Annotated in this window: 12 protein-coding genes, 6 tRNA genes and 3 rRNA genes; all 21 read right to left on the bottom strand. The window is 56.9% G+C overall.

Annotated features, from left to right (window positions below):
• Positions 1-83: 83 nt before the first annotated feature.
• The 21 genes from rpoC to PI990_RS03370 all read right to left on the bottom strand — a co-directional run bounded on the left by rpoC (position 84) and on the right by PI990_RS03370 (position 21,604).
• A complete protein-coding gene (rpoC, locus tag PI990_RS03470; RefSeq protein WP_021217013.1) occupies positions 84-4,283 on the bottom strand; it encodes a DNA-directed RNA polymerase subunit beta' in 4,200 nt (1,399 codons plus the stop codon).
• Positions 4,284-4,349: 66 nt separating this feature from the next.
• Complete coding sequence (rpoB, locus tag PI990_RS03465) at positions 4,350-8,423, bottom strand: DNA-directed RNA polymerase subunit beta (RefSeq protein ID WP_271659837.1); 4,074 nt, start codon at positions 8,421-8,423, stop codon at positions 4,350-4,352.
• Between the two features lie 217 nt (positions 8,424-8,640).
• Complete coding sequence (rplL, locus tag PI990_RS03460; RefSeq protein WP_111261964.1) at positions 8,641-9,009, bottom strand: 50S ribosomal protein L7/L12; 369 nt, start codon at positions 9,007-9,009, stop codon at positions 8,641-8,643.
• Positions 9,010-9,091: 82 nt separating this feature from the next.
• A complete protein-coding gene (rplJ, locus tag PI990_RS03455; RefSeq protein WP_021217010.1) occupies positions 9,092-9,592 on the bottom strand; it encodes a 50S ribosomal protein L10 in 501 nt (166 codons plus the stop codon).
• Positions 9,593-9,802: 210 nt separating this feature from the next.
• Complete coding sequence (gene rplA / locus PI990_RS03450; protein ID WP_021217009.1) at positions 9,803-10,498, bottom strand: 50S ribosomal protein L1; 696 nt, start codon at positions 10,496-10,498, stop codon at positions 9,803-9,805.
• Positions 10,499-10,930 (bottom strand): 50S ribosomal protein L11, encoded by a 432-nt coding sequence (gene rplK / locus PI990_RS03445; protein ID WP_021217008.1) that lies wholly within the window; start codon positions 10,928-10,930, stop codon positions 10,499-10,501. It abuts the gene before it with no gap.
• 117 nt (positions 10,931-11,047) lie between these two features.
• A complete protein-coding gene (nusG, locus tag PI990_RS03440; protein WP_031286913.1) occupies positions 11,048-11,581 on the bottom strand; it encodes a transcription termination/antitermination protein NusG in 534 nt (177 codons plus the stop codon).
• A 9-nt stretch (positions 11,582-11,590) separates the two neighbouring features.
• Entirely contained in the window at positions 11,591-11,959 is a 369-nt protein-coding gene (gene secE, locus PI990_RS03435; protein ID WP_271659836.1) for a preprotein translocase subunit SecE, read from the bottom strand.
• A gap of 46 nt (positions 11,960-12,005) precedes the next feature.
• Positions 12,006-12,081 (bottom strand) — tRNA-Trp (locus tag PI990_RS03430).
• 53 nt (positions 12,082-12,134) lie between these two features.
• On the bottom strand, positions 12,135-13,328 hold the full coding sequence (gene tuf, locus PI990_RS03425; protein ID WP_271659835.1) for an elongation factor Tu: 1,194 nt from the start codon (positions 13,326-13,328) through the stop codon (positions 12,135-12,137).
• An 85-nt stretch (positions 13,329-13,413) separates the two neighbouring features.
• Positions 13,414-13,489 (bottom strand) — tRNA-Thr (locus tag PI990_RS03420).
• A 26-nt stretch (positions 13,490-13,515) separates the two neighbouring features.
• Positions 13,516-13,589: transfer RNA gene (locus PI990_RS03415), tRNA-Gly, on the bottom strand.
• Between the two features lie 25 nt (positions 13,590-13,614).
• Positions 13,615-13,699: transfer RNA gene (locus tag PI990_RS03410), tRNA-Tyr, on the bottom strand.
• Between the two features lie 143 nt (positions 13,700-13,842).
• Positions 13,843-14,526, bottom strand: coding sequence for an SPOR domain-containing protein (locus PI990_RS03405; RefSeq protein WP_021217515.1), 684 nt, complete (start codon positions 14,524-14,526; stop codon positions 13,843-13,845).
• 8 nt (positions 14,527-14,534) lie between these two features.
• Complete coding sequence (locus PI990_RS03400; protein ID WP_021217516.1) at positions 14,535-15,284, bottom strand: pantothenate kinase; 750 nt, start codon at positions 15,282-15,284, stop codon at positions 14,535-14,537.
• Complete coding sequence (gene birA / locus PI990_RS03395; protein ID WP_184492130.1) at positions 15,274-16,230, bottom strand: bifunctional biotin--[acetyl-CoA-carboxylase] ligase/biotin operon repressor BirA; 957 nt, start codon at positions 16,228-16,230, stop codon at positions 15,274-15,276. Before birA ends, PI990_RS03400 begins: the two co-directional genes overlap by 11 nt.
• Positions 16,231-16,418: 188 nt before the next feature.
• A 5S ribosomal RNA gene (rrf, locus tag PI990_RS03390) occupies positions 16,419-16,534 on the bottom strand.
• Positions 16,535-16,665: 131 nt separating this feature from the next.
• Positions 16,666-19,557: ribosomal RNA gene (locus PI990_RS03385) — 23S ribosomal RNA — on the bottom strand.
• 235 nt (positions 19,558-19,792) lie between these two features.
• Positions 19,793-19,868, bottom strand: a tRNA-Ala gene (locus PI990_RS03380).
• A gap of 27 nt (positions 19,869-19,895) precedes the next feature.
• Positions 19,896-19,972, bottom strand: a tRNA-Ile gene (locus PI990_RS03375).
• A 95-nt stretch (positions 19,973-20,067) separates the two neighbouring features.
• Positions 20,068-21,604 (bottom strand): 16S ribosomal RNA (locus PI990_RS03370).
• Together the 16S, 23S and 5S rRNA genes with 2 tRNA genes alongside form the textbook arrangement of a ribosomal RNA operon.
• Positions 21,605-22,132: the final 528 nt, after the last annotated feature.

The following is a 22,132-nucleotide window of genomic DNA, read 5'->3' as shown; positions in this document are numbered from 1 at the left end:
TTAGGGGTGCATGAGTCTAAAGAGACTAATCCCCCCAGTCAAGACAAAGCCCCGGGCGACACGGGTCGCCCAGGGCCTTGCACTCAATTGCCGCTGGAGTTCAGCGCTTCGGTCAGCGCCGCTTCCACTTCGCTCGCGCTGACACGGACCGGCTTGCCGGCTTCGCGTTGACGCTTGCGCTCGCTGTGGTAGGCCAGGCCGGTACCGGCCGGGATCAGACGACCCACTACAACGTTCTCCTTCAGGCCACGCAGGTAGTCGCGCTTGCCAGTAACCGCCGCCTCGGTGAGGACGCGGGTGGTTTCCTGGAAGGACGCTGCGGAGATGAACGACTCGGTCGACAGCGATGCCTTGGTGATACCCAGCAGGACGCGCTCGAACTTGGCGATGAAGCGATCTTCGGTCGCCAGACGTTCGTTCTCTTCCAGTACCTGGGTCAGTTCCATCTGGTCGCCCTTGATGAAGCTGGAGTCACCCGACTCGGCGATCTCGACCTTACGCAGCATCTGACGCAGGATGGTCTCGATGTGCTTGTCGTTGATCTTCACGCCCTGCAGGCGATACACGTCCTGGATCTCGTTGACGATGTACTTGGCCAGAGCGCTGACACCCAGCAGACGCAGGATGTCGTGCGGGTTGCTCGGGCCGTCCGAGATTACTTCGCCGCGGTTTACCTGTTCGCCTTCGAACACGTTCAGGTGGCGCCACTTCGGAATCAGCTCTTCGTACGGATCGGAACCGTCGGTCGGAGTGATGACCAGGCGACGCTTGCCCTTGGTCTCTTTACCGAAGGAGATCGTGCCGCTGATTTCCGCCAGGATCGACGGCTCTTTCGGACGACGCGCTTCGAACAGGTCGGCAACACGCGGCAGACCACCGGTGATGTCACGGGTCTTCGAAGTCTCTTGCGGGATACGGGCGATAACGTCACCCACGCCCACTTGAGCACCGTCAGCAACGCCTACCAGGGCGTTCGCCGGCAGGAAGTACTGGGCAGGTACGTCGGTACCCGGCAGCAGCAGCTCCTTGCCATTGGCGTCGACCAGCTTCACGGCCGGACGGATGTCCTTGCCAGCCGCCGGACGATCTTTCGGATCCAGGACTTCGATGTTGGTCAGACCGGTCAGTTCGTCGGTCTGACGCTTGATGGTGATGCCCTCCTCCATGCCGACGAAGGTAACGGTACCCTTCATTTCGGTCACGATGGGGTGGGTGTGCGGGTCCCACTTGGCGACGATGGCGCCCGGATCGACCTTGTCACCTTCCTTGACGCTGATGACAGCACCATAGGGCAGCTTATAGCGCTCACGCTCGCGACCGAAATCATCGGCAATGGCCAGCTCGCCGGAACGGGAAACGGCAACCAGGTGACCGTTGAGGTTCTCGACGTGCTTCAGGTTGTGCAGGCGGATGGTACCGCCGTTCTTGACCTGGACGTTGTCGGCTGCGGAAGTACGGCTGGCCGCACCACCGATGTGGAAGGTACGCATGGTCAGCTGGGTACCCGGCTCACCGATGGACTGGGCGGCAATTACGCCGACCGCTTCACCGATGTTCACCTGGTGACCACGAGCCAGGTCGCGACCGTAGCACTTGGCGCAGATGCCGTAGCGGGTTTCACAGCTGATCGGCGAACGCACGATCACTTCGTCGATGCTGGCACGCTCGATGAACTCAACCCACTGTTCGTCGACCAGGGTACCGGCCGGGACGATGACTTCGTCCGAACCCGGCTTGAACACGTCACGGGCGATCACTCGACCCAGTACGCGCTCGCCCAGAGGCTCGACCACGTCGCCGCCTTCGATATGCGGAGTCATCAGCAGGCCCTGTTCGGTGCCGCAGTCGATCTCGGTCACTACCAAGTCCTGGGCCACGTCGACGAGGCGACGGGTCAGGTAACCGGAGTTCGCGGTCTTCAGTGCGGTGTCCGCCAGACCTTTACGAGCACCGTGAGTGGAGATGAAGTACTGGAGTACGTTCAGGCCTTCACGGAAGTTCGCGGTGATGGGGGTTTCGATGATGGAGCCGTCCGGCTTGGCCATCAGGCCACGCATACCGGCGAGCTGACGGATCTGGGCCGCGGAGCCCCGCGCACCGGAGTCAGCCATCATGTACATGGAGTTGAAGGACTCCTGATCGACTTCCTTGCCTTCGCGATCGACCACTTTCTCTTTCGAGAGGTTGGCCATCATCGCCTTGGACACTTCGTCGTTCGCCTTCGACCAGAGGTCGATCACCTTGTTGTACTTCTCGCCCTGGGTAACCAGGCCGGAGGCGTACTGGGATTCGATCTCTTTCACTTCCTCGGTGGCCGCGTCGATGATGCGAGCCTTCTCATCCGGGATGACGAAGTCGTTCACACCGATCGAGACGCCGGAAATGGTGGAGTAGGCAAAACCGGTGTACATCAGCTGGTCGGCGAAGATGACGGTGTCCTTCAGGCCAACCACGCGGTAGCACTGGTTGATCAGCTTGGAGATCGCCTTCTTCTTCATCGGCTGGTTGACCACGTCGAACGACAGGCCGGCCGGAACCACCTGGAACAGCAGCGCGCGGCCGACAGTGGTGTCGACGATGCGGGTGTTCTTGGTGACGGAGCCGTCACGGTCGTTCACGGTCTCGTTGATACGGACCTTCACGCGGGCGTGCAGGGACGCTTCGCCAGCGCGGAATACGCGGTCGACTTCCTGCAGGTCAGCGAATACGCGACCTTCACCCTTGGCGTTCACCGCTTCACGGGTCATGTAGTACAGACCCAGTACCACGTCCTGGGACGGCACGATGATCGGCTCACCGTTGGCGGGGGACAGGATGTTGTTGGTGGACATCATCAGCGCGCGCGCTTCCAGCTGGGCCTCTAGGGTCAGCGGGACGTGAACGGCCATCTGGTCACCGTCGAAGTCGGCGTTGTACGCCGCGCAGACCAGCGGGTGCAGCTGGATCGCCTTGCCTTCGATGAGCACTGGCTCGAACGCCTGGATACCCAGACGGTGGAGGGTCGGCGCGCGGTTGAGCAGCACGGGGTGTTCGCGGATGACTTCGGCGAGAACGTCCCAGACCTCGGGCAGTTCGCGCTCGACCATTTTCTTGGCCGCCTTGATGGTGGTGGCCATGCCACGGGCTTCGAGCTTGCCGAAAATGAACGGCTTGAACAGCTCGAGGGCCATCTTCTTCGGCAGGCCGCACTGGTGCAGGCGCAGGGTCGGGCCCACGGTGATCACGGAACGACCGGAGTAGTCCACGCGCTTACCGAGCAGGTTCTGACGGAAGCGACCTTGCTTACCCTTGATCATGTCGGCCAGGGATTTCAGCGGGCGCTTGTTCGAGCCGGTGATGGCACGGCCACGACGGCCGTTGTCCAGCAGGGCGTCGACAGCCTCCTGCAGCATGCGCTTTTCGTTGCGCACGATGATGTCCGGAGCAGCCAGGTCGAGCAGGCGCTTCAGGCGGTTGTTACGGTTGATGACGCGACGGTACAGATCGTTCAGGTCCGAAGTCGCGAAACGACCGCCATCCAGCGGAACCAGCGGACGCAGGTCCGGCGGCAGCACCGGCAGGACGGTCAGCACCATCCACTCGGGATGGTTGCCGGAGCCCTGGAAGGCTTCCATCAGCTTCAGGCGCTTGGACAGCTTCTTGATCTTGGTTTCCGAGTTGGTCTGCGGAATCTCTTCACGCAGGCGACCGATCTCGTGCTCCAGGTCGATGGCGTTCAGCAGCTCGCGAACAGCCTCGGCCCCCATGCGGGCGTCGAAGTCGTCACCGAACTCTTCGAGGGATTCGAAGTACTGCTCGTCGTTCAGCAGCTGGCCCTTCTCGAGAGTGGTCATGCCCGGATCGATTACCACGTAGCTCTCGAAATAGAGCACGCGCTCGATGTCACGCAGGGTCATGTCCAGCAGCAGGCCGATACGGGACGGCAGGGACTTCAGGAACCAGATATGGGCGACTGGCGAAGCCAGCTCGATGTGGCCCATGCGCTCGCGGCGCACCTTGGCCAGGGCGACTTCGACGCCGCACTTCTCGCAGATCACACCGCGGTGCTTCAGGCGCTTGTACTTACCGCACAGACACTCGTAGTCCTTCACCGGGCCGAAGATCTTGGCGCAGAACAGGCCATCGCGCTCCGGCTTGAAGGTACGGTAGTTGATGGTCTCCGGCTTCTTCACTTCACCGAAGGACCAGGAGCGGATCATCTCGGGCGAGGCCAGGCCAATACGGATGGCATCGAACTCTTCGATTTGACCCTGGTTTTTCAACAGATTCAGCAAGTCTTTCAAGGCCTTTCCTCCTCACGGACCCGCTGCGACCGGCCTTGACCAGCCGCAGCGTGTGGGCGTCTCGTGTTATTCGGTTTCCAGTTCGATGTCGATGCCGAGCGAGCGGATCTCTTTGATCAACACGTTGAAGGACTCGGGCATGCCGGCCTCCATGCGGTGATCCCCGTCCACGATGTTTTTGTACATCTTGGTACGGCCGTTCACGTCGTCCGACTTCACGGTCAGCATTTCCTGCAGGGTGTAGGCGGCGCCATAGGCTTCCAGCGCCCAGACCTCCATCTCCCCGAAACGCTGGCCACCGAACTGCGCCTTACCACCCAGCGGCTGCTGGGTAACCAGGCTGTAGGAGCCGGTGGAACGTGCGTGCATCTTGTCGTCGACCAGGTGGTTCAGTTTGAGCATGTACATGTAGCCGACGGTGGTCGGGCGCTCGAACATGTTACCGGTACGACCGTCGAACAGGCGCATCTGGCCGCTTTCCGGCAGATCGGCCAGCTTCAGCATGGCCTTGATCTCGCGTTCCTTGGCACCGTCGAACACCGGGGTCGCCATGGGCACGCCGGCACGCAGGTTCTTCGCCAGGTCGAGGATTTCCTGGTCGCCCAGTTCGTCCAGATTTTCCTGACGGCCACCGATCTCGTTGTAGATCTCGTGGAGGAACTTGCGCAGTTCGGCGACCTTGCGCTGCTCTTCGAGCATGCGGTTGATCTTCTCGCCCAGGCCCTTGGCCGCGAGGCCGAGGTGGGTTTCAAGGATCTGGCCCACGTTCATACGCGACGGTACGCCCAGCGGGTTGAGGACGATGTCCACCGGAGTGCCATTGGCATCGTGCGGCATGTCTTCGACCGGCATGATCACGGAGACCACACCCTTGTTACCGTGGCGGCCCGCCATCTTGTCGCCCGGCTGGATGCGACGCTTGATGGCCAGGTAGACCTTGACGATCTTCAGCACGCCCGGAGCCAGGTCATCGCCCTGCTGCAGCTTGCGCTTCTTGTCTTCGAACTTGTCGTCGAGCAGCTGACGGCGGTCGGAGAGGTAGGCCTGAGCCTTCTCCAGCTGCTCGTTCAGCGCGTCATCGGACATGCGCAGCTTGAACCACTGGCCGTGCTCGAGGCCGTCGAGGAAGCCGTGATCGATCTCGGCGCCTTTCTTCAGGCCAGCACCACCTTCAGCCTTGGCACCAACCAGGGCGGAACGCAGGCGCTCGAAGGTTGCACCTTCGACAATACGGAACTCTTCGTTGAGGTCCTTGCGGATCTCGTCGAGCTGCATCTTCTCGATGGCCAGTGCGCGGCTGTCACGCTCAACACCGTCACGGGTGAAGACCTGAACGTCGATGACAGTGCCCTTGGTGCCGGTCGGCACACGCAGGGAGGTGTCCTTAACGTCGGAAGCCTTCTCACCGAAGATCGCACGCAGCAGCTTCTCTTCCGGAGTCAGCTGGGTCTCGCCTTTCGGAGTGACCTTGCCAACCAAAATGTCGCCAGCGCCAACTTCGGCACCTACGTACACGATGCCCGCTTCGTCCAGCTTGTTCAGTGCCGCTTCACCCACGTTCGGGATGTCGGCAGTGATTTCTTCTGGGCCGAGCTTCGTGTCACGCGCCACACAGGTCAGTTCCTGGATGTGGATGGTGGTGAAGCGATCTTCCTGGACCACACGCTCGGAGAGGCAGATGGAGTCTTCGAAGTTGAAACCGTTCCAGGGCATGAACGCGACGCGCATGTTCTGACCGAGAGCCAGCTCACCCATGTCGGTGGACGGGCCGTCGGCGAGGATGTCGCTGCGCGAAACCTGATCACCCTTCTGCACCAGCGGACGCTGGTTGATGCAGGTGTTCTGGTTAGAACGGGTGTATTTGGTCAGGTTGTAGATGTCGACGCCGGCTTCACCGGTTTCGACTTCGTCATCATTGACGCGAACAACGATACGGCTGGCATCGACGGAGTCGATTACGCCACCGCGACGCGCCACGACGCAGACACCGGAGTCACGGGCAACGTTGCGCTCCATGCCGGTACCGACCAAAGGCTTGTCGGCACGCAGGGTCGGCACGGCCTGACGCTGCATGTTCGAGCCCATGAGTGCACGGTTGGCGTCGTCGTGCTCGAGGAACGGAATCAGCGAGGCAGCGACGGATACGACCTGCTTCGGCGATACGTCCATCAGGGTGACGTCTTCCGGCGCCTTGACGGTGAATTCGTTCAGGTGACGTACGGCAACCAGCTCGTCGACCAGCTGACCTTTCTCGTTCATCGTTGCCGACGCCTGGGCGATGACGTGGTCGGCCTCTTCGATAGCGGAGAGGAAGACGATCTCGTCGGTCACCTGGGTGCCTTTCACAACGCGATACGGGCTTTCCAGGAAGCCGTACTGGTTGGTGCGGGCATAGGTTGCCAGGGAGTTGATCAGACCGATGTTCGGACCTTCAGGGGTCTCGATCGGGCACACGCGACCGTAGTGGGTCGGGTGTACGTCGCGGACTTCGAAGCCAGCGCGCTCGCGGGTCAGACCACCTGGGCCGAGTGCGGAGACGCGGCGCTTGTGGGTGATCTCGGAGAGCGGGTTGTTCTGGTCCATGAACTGGGAAAGCTGGCTGGAACCGAAGAACTCCTTGATCGCGGCAGCCACTGGCTTGGCGTTGATCAGGTCCTGCGGCATCAGGCCTTCGCTTTCGGCCATCGACAGACGCTCTTTCACCGCGCGCTCTACGCGCACCAGACCAACGCGGAACTGGTTTTCGGCCATTTCGCCAACGCAACGCACACGGCGGTTACCCAGGTGGTCGATGTCGTCGACGATGCCTTTGCCGTTACGGATGTCGACCAGAGTCTTGAGGACTTCGACGATATCTTCCTTGCTCAACACGCCCGAACCTTCGATCTCGGTACGACCGATACGACGGTTGAACTTCATGCGGCCAACGGCGGACAGGTCGTAACGCTCGGCGCTGAAGAACAGGTTGTTGAACAGGGTCTCGGCAGCTTCCTTGGTCGGCGGCTCACCGGGACGCATCATGCGGTAGATCTCTACCAGGGCTTCCAGTTGGTTGCCGGTGGAGTCGATCTTCAGCGTATCGGAGATGAACGGACCGCAGTCGATGTCGTTGGTGTACAGGGTCTCGATGCGGACGACCTGCGCCTTGGCGACTTTCACCAGGATGTCGGTGGTCAGCTCGGTGTTGCACTCGGCGATGATTTCGCCAGTAGCCGGATGCACGATTACCTTGGCGGTAGTGCGGCCCAGGAGGTAGTCCAGGGGGACTTCCAGCTCCTTGATACCGGCCTTTTCCAGCTGGTTGATGTGGCGCGCAGTGATACGGCGGCCCTGCTCGACGATGACCTTGCCGCTCTCGTCCTTGATGTCGAACACGGCGATCTCGCCACGCAGACGCTGAGGAACGAGCTCCAGGTTAAGGTTTTCACCCCTGACGTGGAAAACGTTGGTCGCATAGAAGGCGTCGAGCACTTCTTCGGTGCTGTAGCCGAGCGCGCGCAGCAGTACCGAAGCCGGCAGCTTGCGGCGACGGTCGATACGCACGAACACGCAGTCCTTCGGGTCGAACTCGAAGTCCAGCCAGGAGCCGCGGTAAGGGATGATACGAGCGGAGTACAGCAGCTTGCCCGAGCTGTGGGTCTTGCCGCGGTCGTGGTCGAAGAACACGCCCGGCGAACGGTGCAGCTGGGAGACGATGACGCGTTCGGTACCGTTGATGATGAAGGTACCGTTCTCGGTCATCAGGGGGATTTCCCCCATGTAGACTTCCTGCTCCTTGATGTCCTTGATCGCTTTGTTCGACGACTCTTTGTCGAAGATGATCAGACGGACTTTCACTCGCAGCGGCACGGCGAAAGTTACGCCGCGCAGCACGCATTCCTTGACATCGAAAGCCGGCTCGCCCAGGCGATAGCCGACGTATTCCAGAGCGGCGTTACCGGAATAGCTGATAATCGGGAATACAGACTTGAAGGCCGCGTGCAGGCCGATATCACGAAACTGGTCCTTGCTCGCGCCTGCCTGCAGGAATTCGCGGTACGAATCCAGCTGGATGGCCAGGAGGTAGGGTACATCCATGACGTCCGGCAACTTGCTAAAGTCTTTGCGGATACGTTTTTTCTCAGTGTATGAGTAAGCCATCAGCGTTCCCCAGCTTGGTCACCTGCTTGTTTGGCTCCCCCGACGGGAGTAGCCAGAAAATCGTGCAAACCCCTTGGTTTGCGCCACCTCTCGGGTGGTTTTTCACGTCCAGAACGGGGCATGCGCCAACCATCTAGAACGGAAAAAGGCCGGTGGCATAAGCCACCAGCCATCAGCCTCGCGCGAGTCGCTCGGGCTGTAGACGCAAAGTCGTCGCTTACTTGAGCTCGACTTTGGCGCCAGCTTCTTCCAGAGCCTTTTTGGCAGCTTCGGCTTCTTCTTTCGAAGCGCCTTCTTTGACCACGCCCGGGGCGCCGTCAACAACTGCTTTGGCTTCTTTCAGACCCAGACCGGTCAGTTCGCGAACGACTTTGATGACGTTCACTTTCTTGTCGCCGGCTTCGGTCAGAACGATGTTGAACTCGGTTTGCTCTTCAGCAGCAGCAGCAGCAACAGCCGGGCCAGCAGCAACGGCGGCAGCAGCGGTCACACCGAACTTCTCTTCCATCGCCTTGATCAGTTCAACAACTTGCATCACGGACATTTCGGATACGGCGTTGATGATGTCTTCGTTGGTCAGAGCCATGACTCTAATTCCTGTATTGATGGACGGCCTTTGGTGGCCATCGGATTAAACGAGTTTACGTAGAAGAAGCAGTGCGCCTGGATCAGGCAGCAGCGCTTTCCTTCTGGTCGCGAATTGCCGCTAGAGTACGAGCCAGCTTGCTGGTAGCGCCTTGAATCACGCTCATCAGCTGCGATACGGCCTCGTCGTAGGTCGGCAGGGTTGCCAGTACGTCGATCTGGTTAGCTGCAATCAGCTTGCCTTCGAACGCGGCAGCCTTGATCTCGAACTTGTCCTGACCCTTCGAGAATTCCTTGAAGATACGAGCGGCAGCGCCCGGATGTTCGTTGGAGAACGCGATCAGGGTCGGGCCTTTGAACACGTCGCCGAGGACTTCGAAAGAAGTACCTTCAACGGCGCGACGAGCCAGGGTGTTACGCACGACTTTTACGTACACACCAGCCTCGCGGGCCTCTTTACGGAGTCCGGTCATGGCTCCCACAGTCACGCCACGGGCATCAGCCACGACAGCGGAGAGGGCAGCTTTGGCAGCCTCGTTGACTTCAGCGACGATGGCCTTCTTGTCTTCGAGTTTAATTGCCACGGGTTCACTCCTGGATGTTACCGGTTCGTCCAGCCGAGGCCGGACGGCGTTTTGGTGTCTGATTCGGTAAACGAATCGGGAGCACCATCTGCGTAGGCTCGGGAATCGCTTCCCGGTTTGAGGCTTTCACCGCCTACGGTCTTGGATAGCCCCCGCCAGGCAGGGACCCCAATACCTGCGCAGCGAGCGAACTCGCTGCGACTTTATTTCTTAGGCTTCCAGGGAAGCCTGATCGATCTGCAGACCTGGGCCCATGGTGGTGCTCAGGGTCACGCGCTGAACGTAAACACCTTTGGAGGTGGACGGCTTCAGGCGCTTCAGGTCAACCAGCAGGGCTTCGACGTTCTGCTTCAGCTTGACCGGCTCGAAGTCGATCTTGCCAACGGAAGCGTGGATGATGCCGTTCTTGTCGGTACGGAAACGCACCTGACCAGCCTTGGCGTTCTTCACGGCAGTGGCTACGTCGGGGGTAACGGTACCAACTTTCGGGTTCGGCATCAGGCCGCGCGGGCCGAGGATCTGGCCCAGCTGGCCAACGACACGCATGGCGTCCGGGGAAGCGATGACGACGTCGTAGCTCAGGTCGCCGCCTTTCATTTCAGCAGCCAGTTCGTCCATGCCTACGCGATCAGCGCCGGCAGCCAGAGCGGCTTCAGCGCCCGGACCCTGGGTGAACACGGCAACGCGAACGCTTTTGCCGGTGCCGTTCGGAAGAACGGTAGCACCACGGACGACCTGGTCGGATTTACGCGGATCAACGCCCAGGTTGATAGAGATATCAACGGACTCTTTGAACTTGATGGTCGACAGCTCAGCCAGCAGTTTGGCGGCGTCTTCGAAACCGTATTGCTTGCCGGCTTCGATTTTTTCAGCGATAGCCTTCTGGCGCTTGGTCAGCTTAGCCATTTACACACCCTCCACGTTCAGGCCCATGCTACGAGCGGAGCCGGCGATGGTACGCACGGCCGCATCCAGGTCAGCTGCAGTCAGATCAGCCTGTTTTGCCTTGGCGATATCTTCCAGCTGAGCACGGGTAACAGTGCCAACTTTCTGGCTATTCGGGCGCGGAGAGCCGCTGGTGATGCCAGCCGCTTTCTTCAGCAGCACGGAAGCCGGGGTGCTTTTGGTTTCGAAAGTGAAGCTGCGGTCGCTGTAGACAGTGATGATCACGGGAGTCGGCAGACCGGGCTCCATACCCTGGGTCTTGGCGTTGAACGCCTTGCAGAATTCCATGATGTTCACGCCGTGCTGACCCAGAGCCGGGCCGACCGGCGGGGACGGGTTGGCTTGAGCAGCCTTCACTTGCAGCTTGATGTAAGCCTGAATCTTCTTAGCCATCTATAACTCCAATTGCGGGTTCGAACGCCTTGAGGCTCCCCGTTTGCTTTCGCGTTTATCCCAGTGACGAAAAAACCCCGCAACCATTGGCTGCGGGGTATGGGATGCCTATTTCAGCTATGCCTTCTCGACCTGGCTGAACTCCAGCTCTACCGGAGTAGAGCGACCGAAGATGAGCACGGCAACGTGAATCCGGCTCTTCTCGTAGTTGACTTCCTCGACGACACCATTGAAGTCCGCGAACGGACCATCAATGACGCGAACCGTTTCGCCCGGCTCGAACAACGTCTTGGGCTTGGGCTTGTCACCGCTGTCCGCAACGCGACGCAGGATAGCCTCAGCTTCTTTATCAGTAATCGGAGCAGGCTTGTCGGCAGTACCGCCAATGAAGCCCATAACGCGAGGCGTATCCTTGACCAAGTGCCAAGTACCCTCGTTCATTTCCATCTGGACCAACACATAACCAGGGAAGAATTTGCGCTCACTTTTGCGCTTCTGGCCATTCCGCATCTCCACCACTTCTTCAGTAGGGACGAGAATCTCACCAAAACCATCTTCCATGCCGGCAAGCTTCACGCGCTCGACCAGCGACCGCATTACGTGCTTTTCATAACCGGAGTAGGCATGCACAACGTACCAACGCTTAGCCACGGCGCACCCTTAACCTACAATCATCGAAACGAGCCAACCGAGCAGGGAATCAAGCCCCCACAGCAGCAGCGCCATTACCAGAACAACAGCCACGACAATCAACGTGGTCTGCGTGGTTTCCTGACGAGTCGGCCAGACGACCTTGCGGATCTCCGCACGGGCCTCTTTAGCCAAAACAAAGAATGCTTGCCCCTTGGCAGTCTGCAGCGCTACAAATGCAGCACCCGCACCAAGAACCAGCAAAACGAGAACGCGATAGATGATCGGTTCAGCAGAGAAATACTGATTACCAACCACACCCACCACGACAATTGCAGCCACAACGATCCACTTCAGAACGTCGAAGCGTGTTTCTTTGGCTTCAGCCTTGGCATTCATCAGCTAGGACCTTGTGAATATTTGCCAAACTTCCTTCTTGGAAATTTGGCAGGCCAGGAGGGAATCGAACCCCCAACCTGCGGTTTTGGAGACCGCCGCTCTGCCAATTGAGCTACTGGCCTGTAACGAAGTCAGGCCGACCATTATGCCGGCCTGACGGAGTTAGATCAATCGATTACTCGAAGATCTTGGCAACCACGCCGGCGCCAACGGTACGGCCGCCTTCGCGAATCGCGAAACGCAGACCGTCTTCCATGGCGATCGGTGCGATCAGGGTGACAACCATCTTGATGTTGTCGCCCGGCATTACCATTTCCACGCCTTCCGGCAGCTCGCAGTTACCGGTAACGTCGGTGGTGCGGAAGTAGAACTGCGGACGGTAGCCCTTGAAGAACGGGGTGTGACGACCACCTTCTTCTTTGGACAGTACGTACACTTCGCACTCGAACTTGGTGTGCGGCTTGATGGTGCCCGGCTTGGCCAGAACCTGACCACGCTCTACGTCGTCACGCTTGGTGCCGCGCAGCAGGATACCAACGTTCTCACCAGCACGACCCTCGTCGAGCAGCTTGCGGAACATTTCAACGCCGGTGCAGATGGTCTTGGAGGTATCACGGATACCAACAATTTCCACTTCTTCCTGGACCTTGACGATGCCGCGCTCAACACGACCGGTAACCACGGTACCGCGGCCGGAGATGGAGAACACGTCTTCGATCGGCATCAGGAACGGCTGATCGATAGCACGAACCGGCTCCGGAATATAGGAGTCCAGGGTCTCTACCAGCTTACGAACAGCGGAAACGCCGATTTCGTTGTCGTCTTTGCCTTCCAGCGCCATCAGCGCGGAACCGATAACGATCGGAGTGTCGTCGCCCGGGAAGTCGTAGGTGTTCAGCAGATCGCGAACTTCCATTTCGACCAGTTCCAGCAGCTCGGCGTCGTCAACCATGTCGGCCTTGTTCAGGAACACGACGATGTAGGGAACGCCTACCTGACGGGACAGCAGGATGTGCTCGCGAGTCTGCGGCATGGGGCCGTCAGCAGCGGAGCAAACCAAGATCGCGCCGTCCATCTGGGCAGCACCGGTGATCATGTTCTTCACATAGTCAGCGTGACCAGGGCAGTCAACGTGAGCGTAGTGGCGAACAGCGGAATCGTACTCAACGTGGGAGGTGTTGATGGTGATACCGCGAGCTTTCTCTTCCGGCGCGTTGTCGATCTGGTCGAACGCACGAGCAGAACCACCCCAGGTCTCGGAGCAGACTTTGGTCAGAGCAGCGGTCAGAGTGGTTTTGCCATGGTCAACGTGACCAATGGTGCCAACGTTGACGTGCGGTTTGTTACGTTCGAATTTTTCTTTAGCCATCGAGAACGTCTCCCATCAAAGAATTGAGCGAGTCACGCCACCATTAAAACAAAGGCAGATATTCACATATCTGCCTTTGTTGAGATGGAGCTCATGAGCGGAATCGAACCGCTGACCTCACCCTTACCAAGGGTGTGCTCTACCAGCTGAGCTACATGAGCCAAACACATTGCACAAACGCCAAACTTGGAGCGGGTAGCGGGAATCGAACCCGCATCATCAGCTTGGAAGGCTGAGGTTCTACCACTGAACTATACCCGCGGAGCCTGTCGCTCACGCTTGAATCTGGTGGAGGGAGAAGGATTCGAACCTTCGAAGTCTATGACGTCAGATTTACAGTCTGATCCCTTTGGCCGCTCGGGAATCCCTCCATTTGGGAGGCGGCATTTTCAACTTCTGCCACCCTACTGTCAAGCTTTTTCTCATTTAAATCTTGAGGTTAGCTAATTCTGACAGCAGCTTCGCAGTTCCACTTTTTCAGCCTGCCTGCGAAGCGGGCGCCATTCTATTCAAACTATCTAGAGGATGCAACGTTTTCGCACGGCATTATTTTATGCTGCAATCCACCGAAGTCCCGAGCCAGCTCACCGAGCAACGCGTCATCCGCAAGGCGCCTGCTTTCCGGGGCGATCCTGACCCAGAAATCTCGATGCGAGCGCGACAATTCGCGCATTGCAGGCTCGTACCCTGCATCCTTCAAACGAGCCATTACGCTCTCGGCGGAATCCATTCGCGGGAAAATTCCGAGCGAAATCCCATTCTGCAGGTCACCCTGGCTGATTATATAGCTATCAATTTTCCGAGCCTGGAGCTCCTTCAGCTGGCGCAAAGAGGCCTGCCGGGAAGCAAGGGGAGCGAGATATACCCAATAATCGACCCCTGCCGCCGCATCGACCTCTTGCACCTTGCTCTGGATATCCAGCGCAATGAGCCGCTGCTCAACCTCTTTGGCCTGAGCTTCTTGCTCGAAACTTCCCAAGAAAAGGCATGCGGTCTCCGGAGCAGAAGCAGGAGAGCCAGGAAGCTCTTCGCGCCGAGGCCTTGCATCCTTCGACTCACTCAACAAGCGAATGTCTTGCTGCCCGCCCTTATAGAGGGAGAGTGTCTCCACCTCCTTTGCGCGAAGAGGGGCCTGCTGCTGATGCCAGACATAGTAGAAAAGGTTAAGAACCAGGAGCAGTAGAAACATCCAGCGCATGACTAACCTCAAGAGAGCGGGCAGGCAATCGCCAAACCAACAAACACCAAATCCGGAAGAACTTTTGCCTGGGGAAACGCGTCCTTGACCATAAATGCGTCTCCACCTGTTAGATACAGCTCGTAAGCCCCACCCAACCACTCCTCGGCCTGCTCGACCTGCGTCTGCACGAACCCCTGCAGCATCAGCAGGCAGCCCCGCTCAACGGCCTCAACCGTGGAGCGTCCAGGCATCATCTTCTGCAAAGCCCGTTCGGCAGCATCATCGCCATACCGGATGCGGCGAGTGTGTGTGCGCAACTGATTGCGCATGAGCGGCATGCCAGGACAAATGAAGCCACCTAGATGACTGCCTTCCGCAGTAACGAAGTCAGAAGTTACCGCAGTGCCGAGATCCAGCACCAAACAGGCACGCCCGGACAAGTGATAGGCGCCTAGCACGGCAAGCCAGCGATCGAGGCCGAGACGCTGGAATTCGTCATAGCCATTACGGACCCCTGCCATCTCCTGCGCCGACTCCGCACAAACCGAGTCTATGGAGAACGCCCGCTGAAGCTTGCCCGTCAATTGCTGGGTCTCTTCATCACTACGGACACTTACTAGACGGCAGCGACTTAGCTCCACCCCTGGAGATGAAGACAGCACCTGCAGCAACTCTTCATCAGAGCCGACTACGCCTCCCGCCACAACGCGCGCCTCGGGATTAGATATCACGCGCCATTTGATGAAGCTGTTACCGCAATCAAGCTCAAGAATCATCACGCAGCCTCAAACTGAGCTCTCCACCACTAAAGACATTTTCAACACCCTCTACATCCATACGTAGGGCGCCGCTATCGTCTACACCTAACACCACGCCATCGATACGACGCTGTCCAGCCACCAGAGAGGCGCTGCGCCCTTGCCAAAGATGATCAGCCTCCCACTCAGCGCGCAGCGTCTTGAATCCGCCATAGGCACTCTGCGCCAGGCAAAGGTCCAATTGCTCCAGGACACTCACAGCCAGCTCGCTCCGATCGACCAGCTCTCCTCCCTCAAGGAGCATCGAGGTCCAGGGCTGATCTATCTGCACATCAGGACTGCGCATGTTGACGTTAATGCCAATGCCGATGATGACACTGCAGATATCCGCAGGATCGCCTATGAGTTCAAGGAGTATTCCCGCGATCTTGCGATTAGCGACCAGAATATCGTTAGGCCATTTAAGCCCAGCCCCCGAAAATCCTTTCGCACGTAGCGCTCGAAGGACGGCAAGCCCCACTACAAGGCTGAGCCCCTCCAGCTGACGCGCCCCACCCTCGATCCGCAACCCGACACTGCAGTAAAGGTTCTGGCCATAAGGACTGACCCACTGCCGCCCTCTCCTGCCGCGACCGCCACTCTGATGCTCCGCCAGAACAGCAAAGGGAGGTTCTTCTCCAGCGGCAATCCGTCGCATGACTTCTGCATTCGTGGAATCGATGGTCTCCACAACGGTTTTAGTCCAACCAGGGACAGCCTCGTTCAGCTTGAGAGGATCAAGAAGGCTGAGCGGTGATGCCAGCCGATACCCTTTGCCACGGAGCTTATGAATCGGCAGGTCGTAATCGAGTTCGAGTTGCTGCAGCTGCTTCCAGATAGCACTGCGACTTATGCCGAGTACACGCCCCAAGGCCTCACCGGAATGGAACTGGCCATCCTGTAGAAGTTTCAACAAGGTAAGCATGCGCGCACCGCCTCAGAATGAGGCAGGCATCATAGCCATGCAGGTAGGGATTGCATAGAAAAGGAGCCGATCGAGATGAAACGATATAGCCCTAAGACTGCGTCCAGGACGCCACGCTGAACCAACTTTTCCGTGGCGCAAAGTCAAACCCCCGACCTTCTTGCGAAGATCGGGGGTTTGGTATAGGTGCTTGACGATGACCTACTCTCACATGGAGAAACTCCACACTACCATCGGCGATGCATCGTTTCACTACTGAGTTCGGGATGGGATCAGGTGGTTCCAACGCTCTATGGTCGTCAAGCAATTCGGTTGGGGTATCGTCTAGGACGCGACCCCGAATGGGTATGTGATAAGGCTTTGCAAGTTCTGGCCAATTTTCGGCTAAGTCGACTTCACCTTATAACAACAATCGTCAGATTGTTTGGGTGTTATATGGTCAAGCCTCACGGGCAATTAGTATTGGTTAGCTCAACGCCTCACAGCGCTTACACACCCAACCTATCAACGTCGTAGTCTTCGACGGCCCTTCAGGGAGCTCAAGGCTCCAGTGAGATCTCATCTTGAGGCGAGTTTCCCGCTTAGATGCTTTCAGCGGTTATCTCTTCCGAACGTAGCTACCCGGCAATGCCACTGGCGTGACAACCGGAACACCAGAGGTTCGTCCACTCCGGTCCTCTCGTACTAGGAGCAGCCCCTCTCAAATCTCAAACGTCCACGGCAGATAGGGACCGAACTGTCTCACGACGTTCTAAACCCAGCTCGCGTACCACTTTAAATGGCGAACAGCCATACCCTTGGGACCGGCTTCAGCCCCAGGATGTGATGAGCCGACATCGAGGTGCCAAACACCGCCGTCGATATGAACTCTTGGGCGGTATCAGCCTGTTATCCCCGGAGTACCTTTTATCCGTTGAGCGATGGCCCTTCCATACAGAACCACCGGATCACTAAGACCTACTTTCGTACCTGCTCGACGTGTCTGTCTCGCAGTCAAGCGCGCTTTTGCCTTTATACTCTACGACCGATTTCCGACCGGTCTGAGCGCACCTTCGTACTCCTCCGTTACTCTTTAGGAGGAGACCGCCCCAGTCAAACTGCCCACCATACACTGTCCTCGATCCGGATAACGGACCAGAGTTAGAACCTCAAGCATGCCAGGGTGGTATTTCAAGGATGGCTCCACGCAGACTGGCGTCCACGCTTCAAAGCCTCCCACCTATCCTACACAAGCAGGCTCAAAGTCCAGTGCAAAGCTACAGTAAAGGTTCACGGGGTCTTTCCGTCTAGCCGCGGATACACTGCATCTTCACAGCGATTTCAATTTCACTGAGTCTCGGGTGGAGACAGCGCCGCCATCGTTACGCCATTCGTGCAGGTCGGAACTTACCCGACAAGGAATTTCGCTACCTTAGGACCGTTATAGTTACGGCCGCCGTTTACCGGGGCTTCGATCAAGAGCTTCGCTTGCGCTAACCCCATCAATTAACCTTCCGGCACCGGGCAGGCGTCACACCCTATACGTCCACTTTCGTGTTTGCAGAGTGCTGTGTTTTTAATAAACAGTCGCAGCGGCCTGGTATCTTCGACCGGCATGGGCTTACGGAGCAAGTCCTTCACCCTCACCGGCGCACCTTCTCCCGAAGTTACGGTGCCATTTTGCCTAGTTCCTTCACCCGAGTTCTCTCAAGCGCCTTGGTATTCTCTACCCAACCACCTGTGTCGGTTTGGGGTACGGTTCCTAGTTACCTGAAGCTTAGAAGCTTTTCCTGGAAGCATGGCATCAACCACTTCATCGTCTAAAAGACGACTCGTCATCAGTTCTCGGCATTAAGCGCCCGGATTTACCTAAGCACTCTGCCTACCACCTTAAACTTGGACAACCAACGCCAAGCTGGCCTAGCCTTCTCCGTCCCTCCATCGCAGTAACTAGAAGTACAGGAATATTAACCTGTTTCCCATCGACTACGCTCTTCAGCCTCGCCTTAGGGACCGACTAACCCTGCGTCGATTAACGTTGCGCAGGAACCCTTGGTCTTTCGGCGTGCGAGTTTTTCACTCGCATTGTCGTTACTCATGTCAGCATTCGCACTTCTGATACCTCCAGCAAGCTTCTCAACTCACCTTCACAGGCTTACAGAACGCTCCTCTACCGCATCACTTACGTGATACCCGTAGCTTCGGTGTATGGTTTGAGCCCCGTTACATCTTCCGCGCAGGCCGACTCGACTAGTGAGCTATTACGCTTTCTTTAAAGGGTGGCTGCTTCTAAGCCAACCTCCTAGCTGTCTAAGCCTTCCCACATCGTTTCCCACTTAACCATAACTTTGGGACCTTAGCTGACGGTCTGGGTTGTTTCCCTTTTCACGACGGACGTTAGCACCCGCCGTGTGTCTCCCATGCTCGGCACTTGTAGGTATTCGGAGTTTGCATCGGTTTGGTAAGTCGGGATGACCCCCTAGCCGAAACAGTGCTCTACCCCCTACAGTGATACATGAGGCGCTACCTAAATAGCTTTCGAGGAGAACCAGCTATCTCCGAGCTTGATTAGCCTTTCACTCCGATCCACAGGTCATCCGCTAACTTTTCAACGGTAGTCGGTTCGGTCCTCCAGTCAGTGTTACCTAACCTTCAACCTGCCCATGGATAGATCGCCCGGTTTCGGGTCTATTCCCAGCGACTAGACGCCCTATTAAGACTCGCTTTCGCTACGCCTCCCCTATTCGGTTAAGCTCGCCACTGAAAATAAGTCGCTGACCCATTATACAAAAGGTACGCAGTCACCCAACAAAGTGGGCTCCCACTGCTTGTACGCATACGGTTTCAGGTTCTATTTCACTCCCCTCTCCGGGGTTCTTTTCGCCTTTCCCTCACGGTACTGGTTCACTATCGGTCAGTCAGTAGTATTTAGCCTTGGAGGATGGTCCCCCCATATTCAGACAAGGTTTCTCGTGCCCCGTCCTACTCGATTTCATGACTAAGAGATTTTCGCGTACAGGGCTATCACCCACTATGGCCGCACTTTCCAGAGCGTTCCGCTAATCTCAAAGCCACTTAAGGGCTAGTCCCCGTTCGCTCGCCACTACTAAGGGAATCTCGGTTGATTTCTTTTCCTCAGGGTACTTAGATGTTTCAGTTCCCCTGGTTCGCCTCTTGCACCTATGTATTCAGTACAAGATAACCATCTTATGATGGCTGGGTTCCCCCATTCAGAGATCTCCGGATCAAAGTCTGTTTGCCGACTCCCCGAAGCTTATCGCAGGCTACCACGTCTTTCATCGCCTCTGACTGCCAAGGCATCCACCGTATGCGCTTCTTCACTTGACCATATAACCCCAAGCAATCTGGTTATTGTCTCTAACGTGAAGACGACATTCGCCGAAAATTCGCGCTTGAACTCGCAAATTTTACCTTGACTTGAATAATCACCAGTGAAAGAGATTATTCAGTCTACTTCTATCACATACCCAAATTTTTAAAGAACAGTTCTGGCGCAAAGACCAGAAATCAATGCCATTCTCAAGGCACTCATTTCTGAGCTTTCAGCGATTATTAGAGTGGATGGTGGAGCCAAGGAGGATCGAACTCCTGACCTCCTGCGTGCAAAGCAGGCGCTCTCCCAGCTGAGCTATGGCCCCTCGAAGACCTGCCACGCCCATGACAATTGGTGGGTCTGGGCAGATTCGAACTGCCGACCTCACCCTTATCAGGGGTGCGCTCTAACCAACTGAGCTACAGACCCAATCGTCTTACTCTCGGGTCTAACAACCCAATCGCTTTTCGCAAGTGAATCAAGCAATTCGTGTGGGAGCTTATGAAGAAGCTGATGTCTTCGATTAAGGAGGTGATCCAGCCGCAGGTTCCCCTACGGCTACCTTGTTACGACTTCACCCCAGTCATGAATCACTCCGTGGTAACCGTCCCCCTTGCGGTTAGACTAGCTACTTCTGGAGCAACCCACTCCCATGGTGTGACGGGCGGTGTGTACAAGGCCCGGGAACGTATTCACCGTGACATTCTGATTCACGATTACTAGCGATTCCGACTTCACGCAGTCGAGTTGCAGACTGCGATCCGGACTACGATCGGTTTTATGGGATTAGCTCCACCTCGCGGTTTGGCAACCCTTTGTACCGACCATTGTAGCACGTGTGTAGCCCTGGCCGTAAGGGCCATGATGACTTGACGTCATCCCCACCTTCCTCCGGTTTGTCACCGGCAGTCTCCTTAGAGTGCCCACCATAACGTGCTGGTAACTAAGGACAAGGGTTGCGCTCGTTACGGGACTTAACCCAACATCTCACGACACGAGCTGACGACAGCCATGCAGCACCTGTGTCTGAGTTCCCGAAGGCACCAATCCATCTCTGGAAAGTTCTCAGCATGTCAAGGCCAGGTAAGGTTCTTCGCGTTGCTTCGAATTAAACCACATGCTCCACCGCTTGTGCGGGCCCCCGTCAATTCATTTGAGTTTTAACCTTGCGGCCGTACTCCCCAGGCGGTCGACTTATCGCGTTAGCTTCGCCACTAAGATCTCAAGGATCCCAACGGCTAGTCGACATCGTTTACGGCGTGGACTACCAGGGTATCTAATCCTGTTTGCTCCCCACGCTTTCGCACCTCAGTGTCAGTATCAGTCCAGGTGGTCGCCTTCGCCACTGGTGTTCCTTCCTATATCTACGCATTTCACCGCTACACAGGAAATTCCACCACCCTCTACCGTACTCTAGCTCAGTAGTTTTGGATGCAGTTCCCAGGTTGAGCCCGGGGCTTTCACATCCAACTTGCTGAACCACCTACGCGCGCTTTACGCCCAGTAATTCCGATTAACGCTTGCACCCTTCGTATTACCGCGGCTGCTGGCACGAAGTTAGCCGGTGCTTATTCTGTCGGTAACGTCAAAACAGCAAGGTATTAACTTACTGCCCTTCCTCCCAACTTAAAGTGCTTTACAATCCGAAGACCTTCTTCACACACGCGGCATGGCTGGATCAGGCTTTCGCCCATTGTCCAATATTCCCCACTGCTGCCTCCCGTAGGAGTCTGGACCGTGTCTCAGTTCCAGTGTGACTGATCATCCTCTCAGACCAGTTACGGATCGTCGCCTTGGTGAGCCTTTACCTCACCAACTAGCTAATCCGACCTAGGCTCATCTGATAGCGCAAGGCCCGAAGGTCCCCTGCTTTCTCCCGTAGGACGTATGCGGTATTAGCGTTCCTTTCGAAACGTTGTCCCCCACTACCAGGCAGATTCCTAGGCATTACTCACCCGTCCGCCGCTGAATCATGGAGCAAGCTCCACTCATCCGCTCGACTTGCATGTGTTAGGCCTGCCGCCAGCGTTCAATCTGAGCCATGATCAAACTCTTCAGTTCAATACTGCTTGGGTTTTGAGAAAACCCTAAACTTGGCTCAGCAATCGCAAATAAACTCTCGAATTCACGAGTGTTACTTGTGTTGCTGATAATCAGTCGACTACCAGTCTTACATCACAAGCACCCACACGAATTGCTTGATTCAAATTGTTAAAGAGCAATTTCGATTAAGTCTTTCGCCTCAACCGAGGCCGCGCATTCTACAGCAGCCTTTCTATCTGTCAAGCTGTTTTTCGAAGAATTTTTTCTTTCTACTCAACGACTTGCGCTTTCCGTGAATCTTTCGCTTCACGTCAGCGGGAGGCGAATTCTACAGCGTTTCAACTCGCTGTCAACACCTCTTTTTCAGCTTCTTTCGAACTCATCCGGAAGAGGCTGGCGACACCAAAACCCAACCTGGCACCACCCTTCCACTGCATCGATTCGACCTAGATCAAACCACTCTACCATTACTTAACCTTTTGATTTACAAGAGGTTTTTCTTGGCTTCTGCTGTGTAAGTGGTGCGCATTATAGGGATCAGAAACG

Origin of the sequence: Pseudomonas sp. TUM22785 (assembly GCF_028198105.1) — a bacterium.
Taxonomy (GTDB): Bacteria; Pseudomonadota; Gammaproteobacteria; order Pseudomonadales; family Pseudomonadaceae; genus Metapseudomonas; species Metapseudomonas solani.
The sequence above is the reverse complement of the archived record's forward strand: the minus strand, read 5'-3'. Positions and strand labels throughout refer to the sequence as shown.

Excerpts from the sequence above, each read along its gene's own strand:
- rpoB (WP_271659837.1), bottom strand. The coding sequence starts at position 8,423 with ATGGCTTACTCATACACTGAGAAAAAACGTATCCGCAAAGACTTTAGC.
- rplL (WP_111261964.1), bottom strand. The coding sequence starts at position 9,009 with ATGGCTCTGACCAACGAAGACATCATCAACGCCGTATCCGAAATGTCC.
- rplA (WP_021217009.1), bottom strand. The coding sequence starts at position 10,498 with ATGGCTAAGCTGACCAAGCGCCAGAAGGCTATCGCTGAAAAAATCGAA.
- rplK (WP_021217008.1), bottom strand. The coding sequence starts at position 10,930 with ATGGCTAAGAAGATTCAGGCTTACATCAAGCTGCAAGTGAAGGCTGCT.
- secE (WP_271659836.1), bottom strand. The coding sequence starts at position 11,959 with ATGAATGCCAAGGCTGAAGCCAAAGAAACACGCTTCGACGTTCTGAAG.
- tuf (WP_271659835.1), bottom strand. The coding sequence starts at position 13,328 with ATGGCTAAAGAAAAATTCGAACGTAACAAACCGCACGTCAACGTTGGC.
- PI990_RS03405 (WP_021217515.1), bottom strand. The coding sequence starts at position 14,526 with ATGCGCTGGATGTTTCTACTGCTCCTGGTTCTTAACCTTTTCTACTAT.
- PI990_RS03400 (WP_021217516.1), bottom strand. The coding sequence starts at position 15,284 with ATGATTCTTGAGCTTGATTGCGGTAACAGCTTCATCAAATGGCGCGTG.
- birA (WP_184492130.1), bottom strand. The coding sequence starts at position 16,230 with ATGCTTACCTTGTTGAAACTTCTACAGGATGGCCAGTTCCATTCCGGT.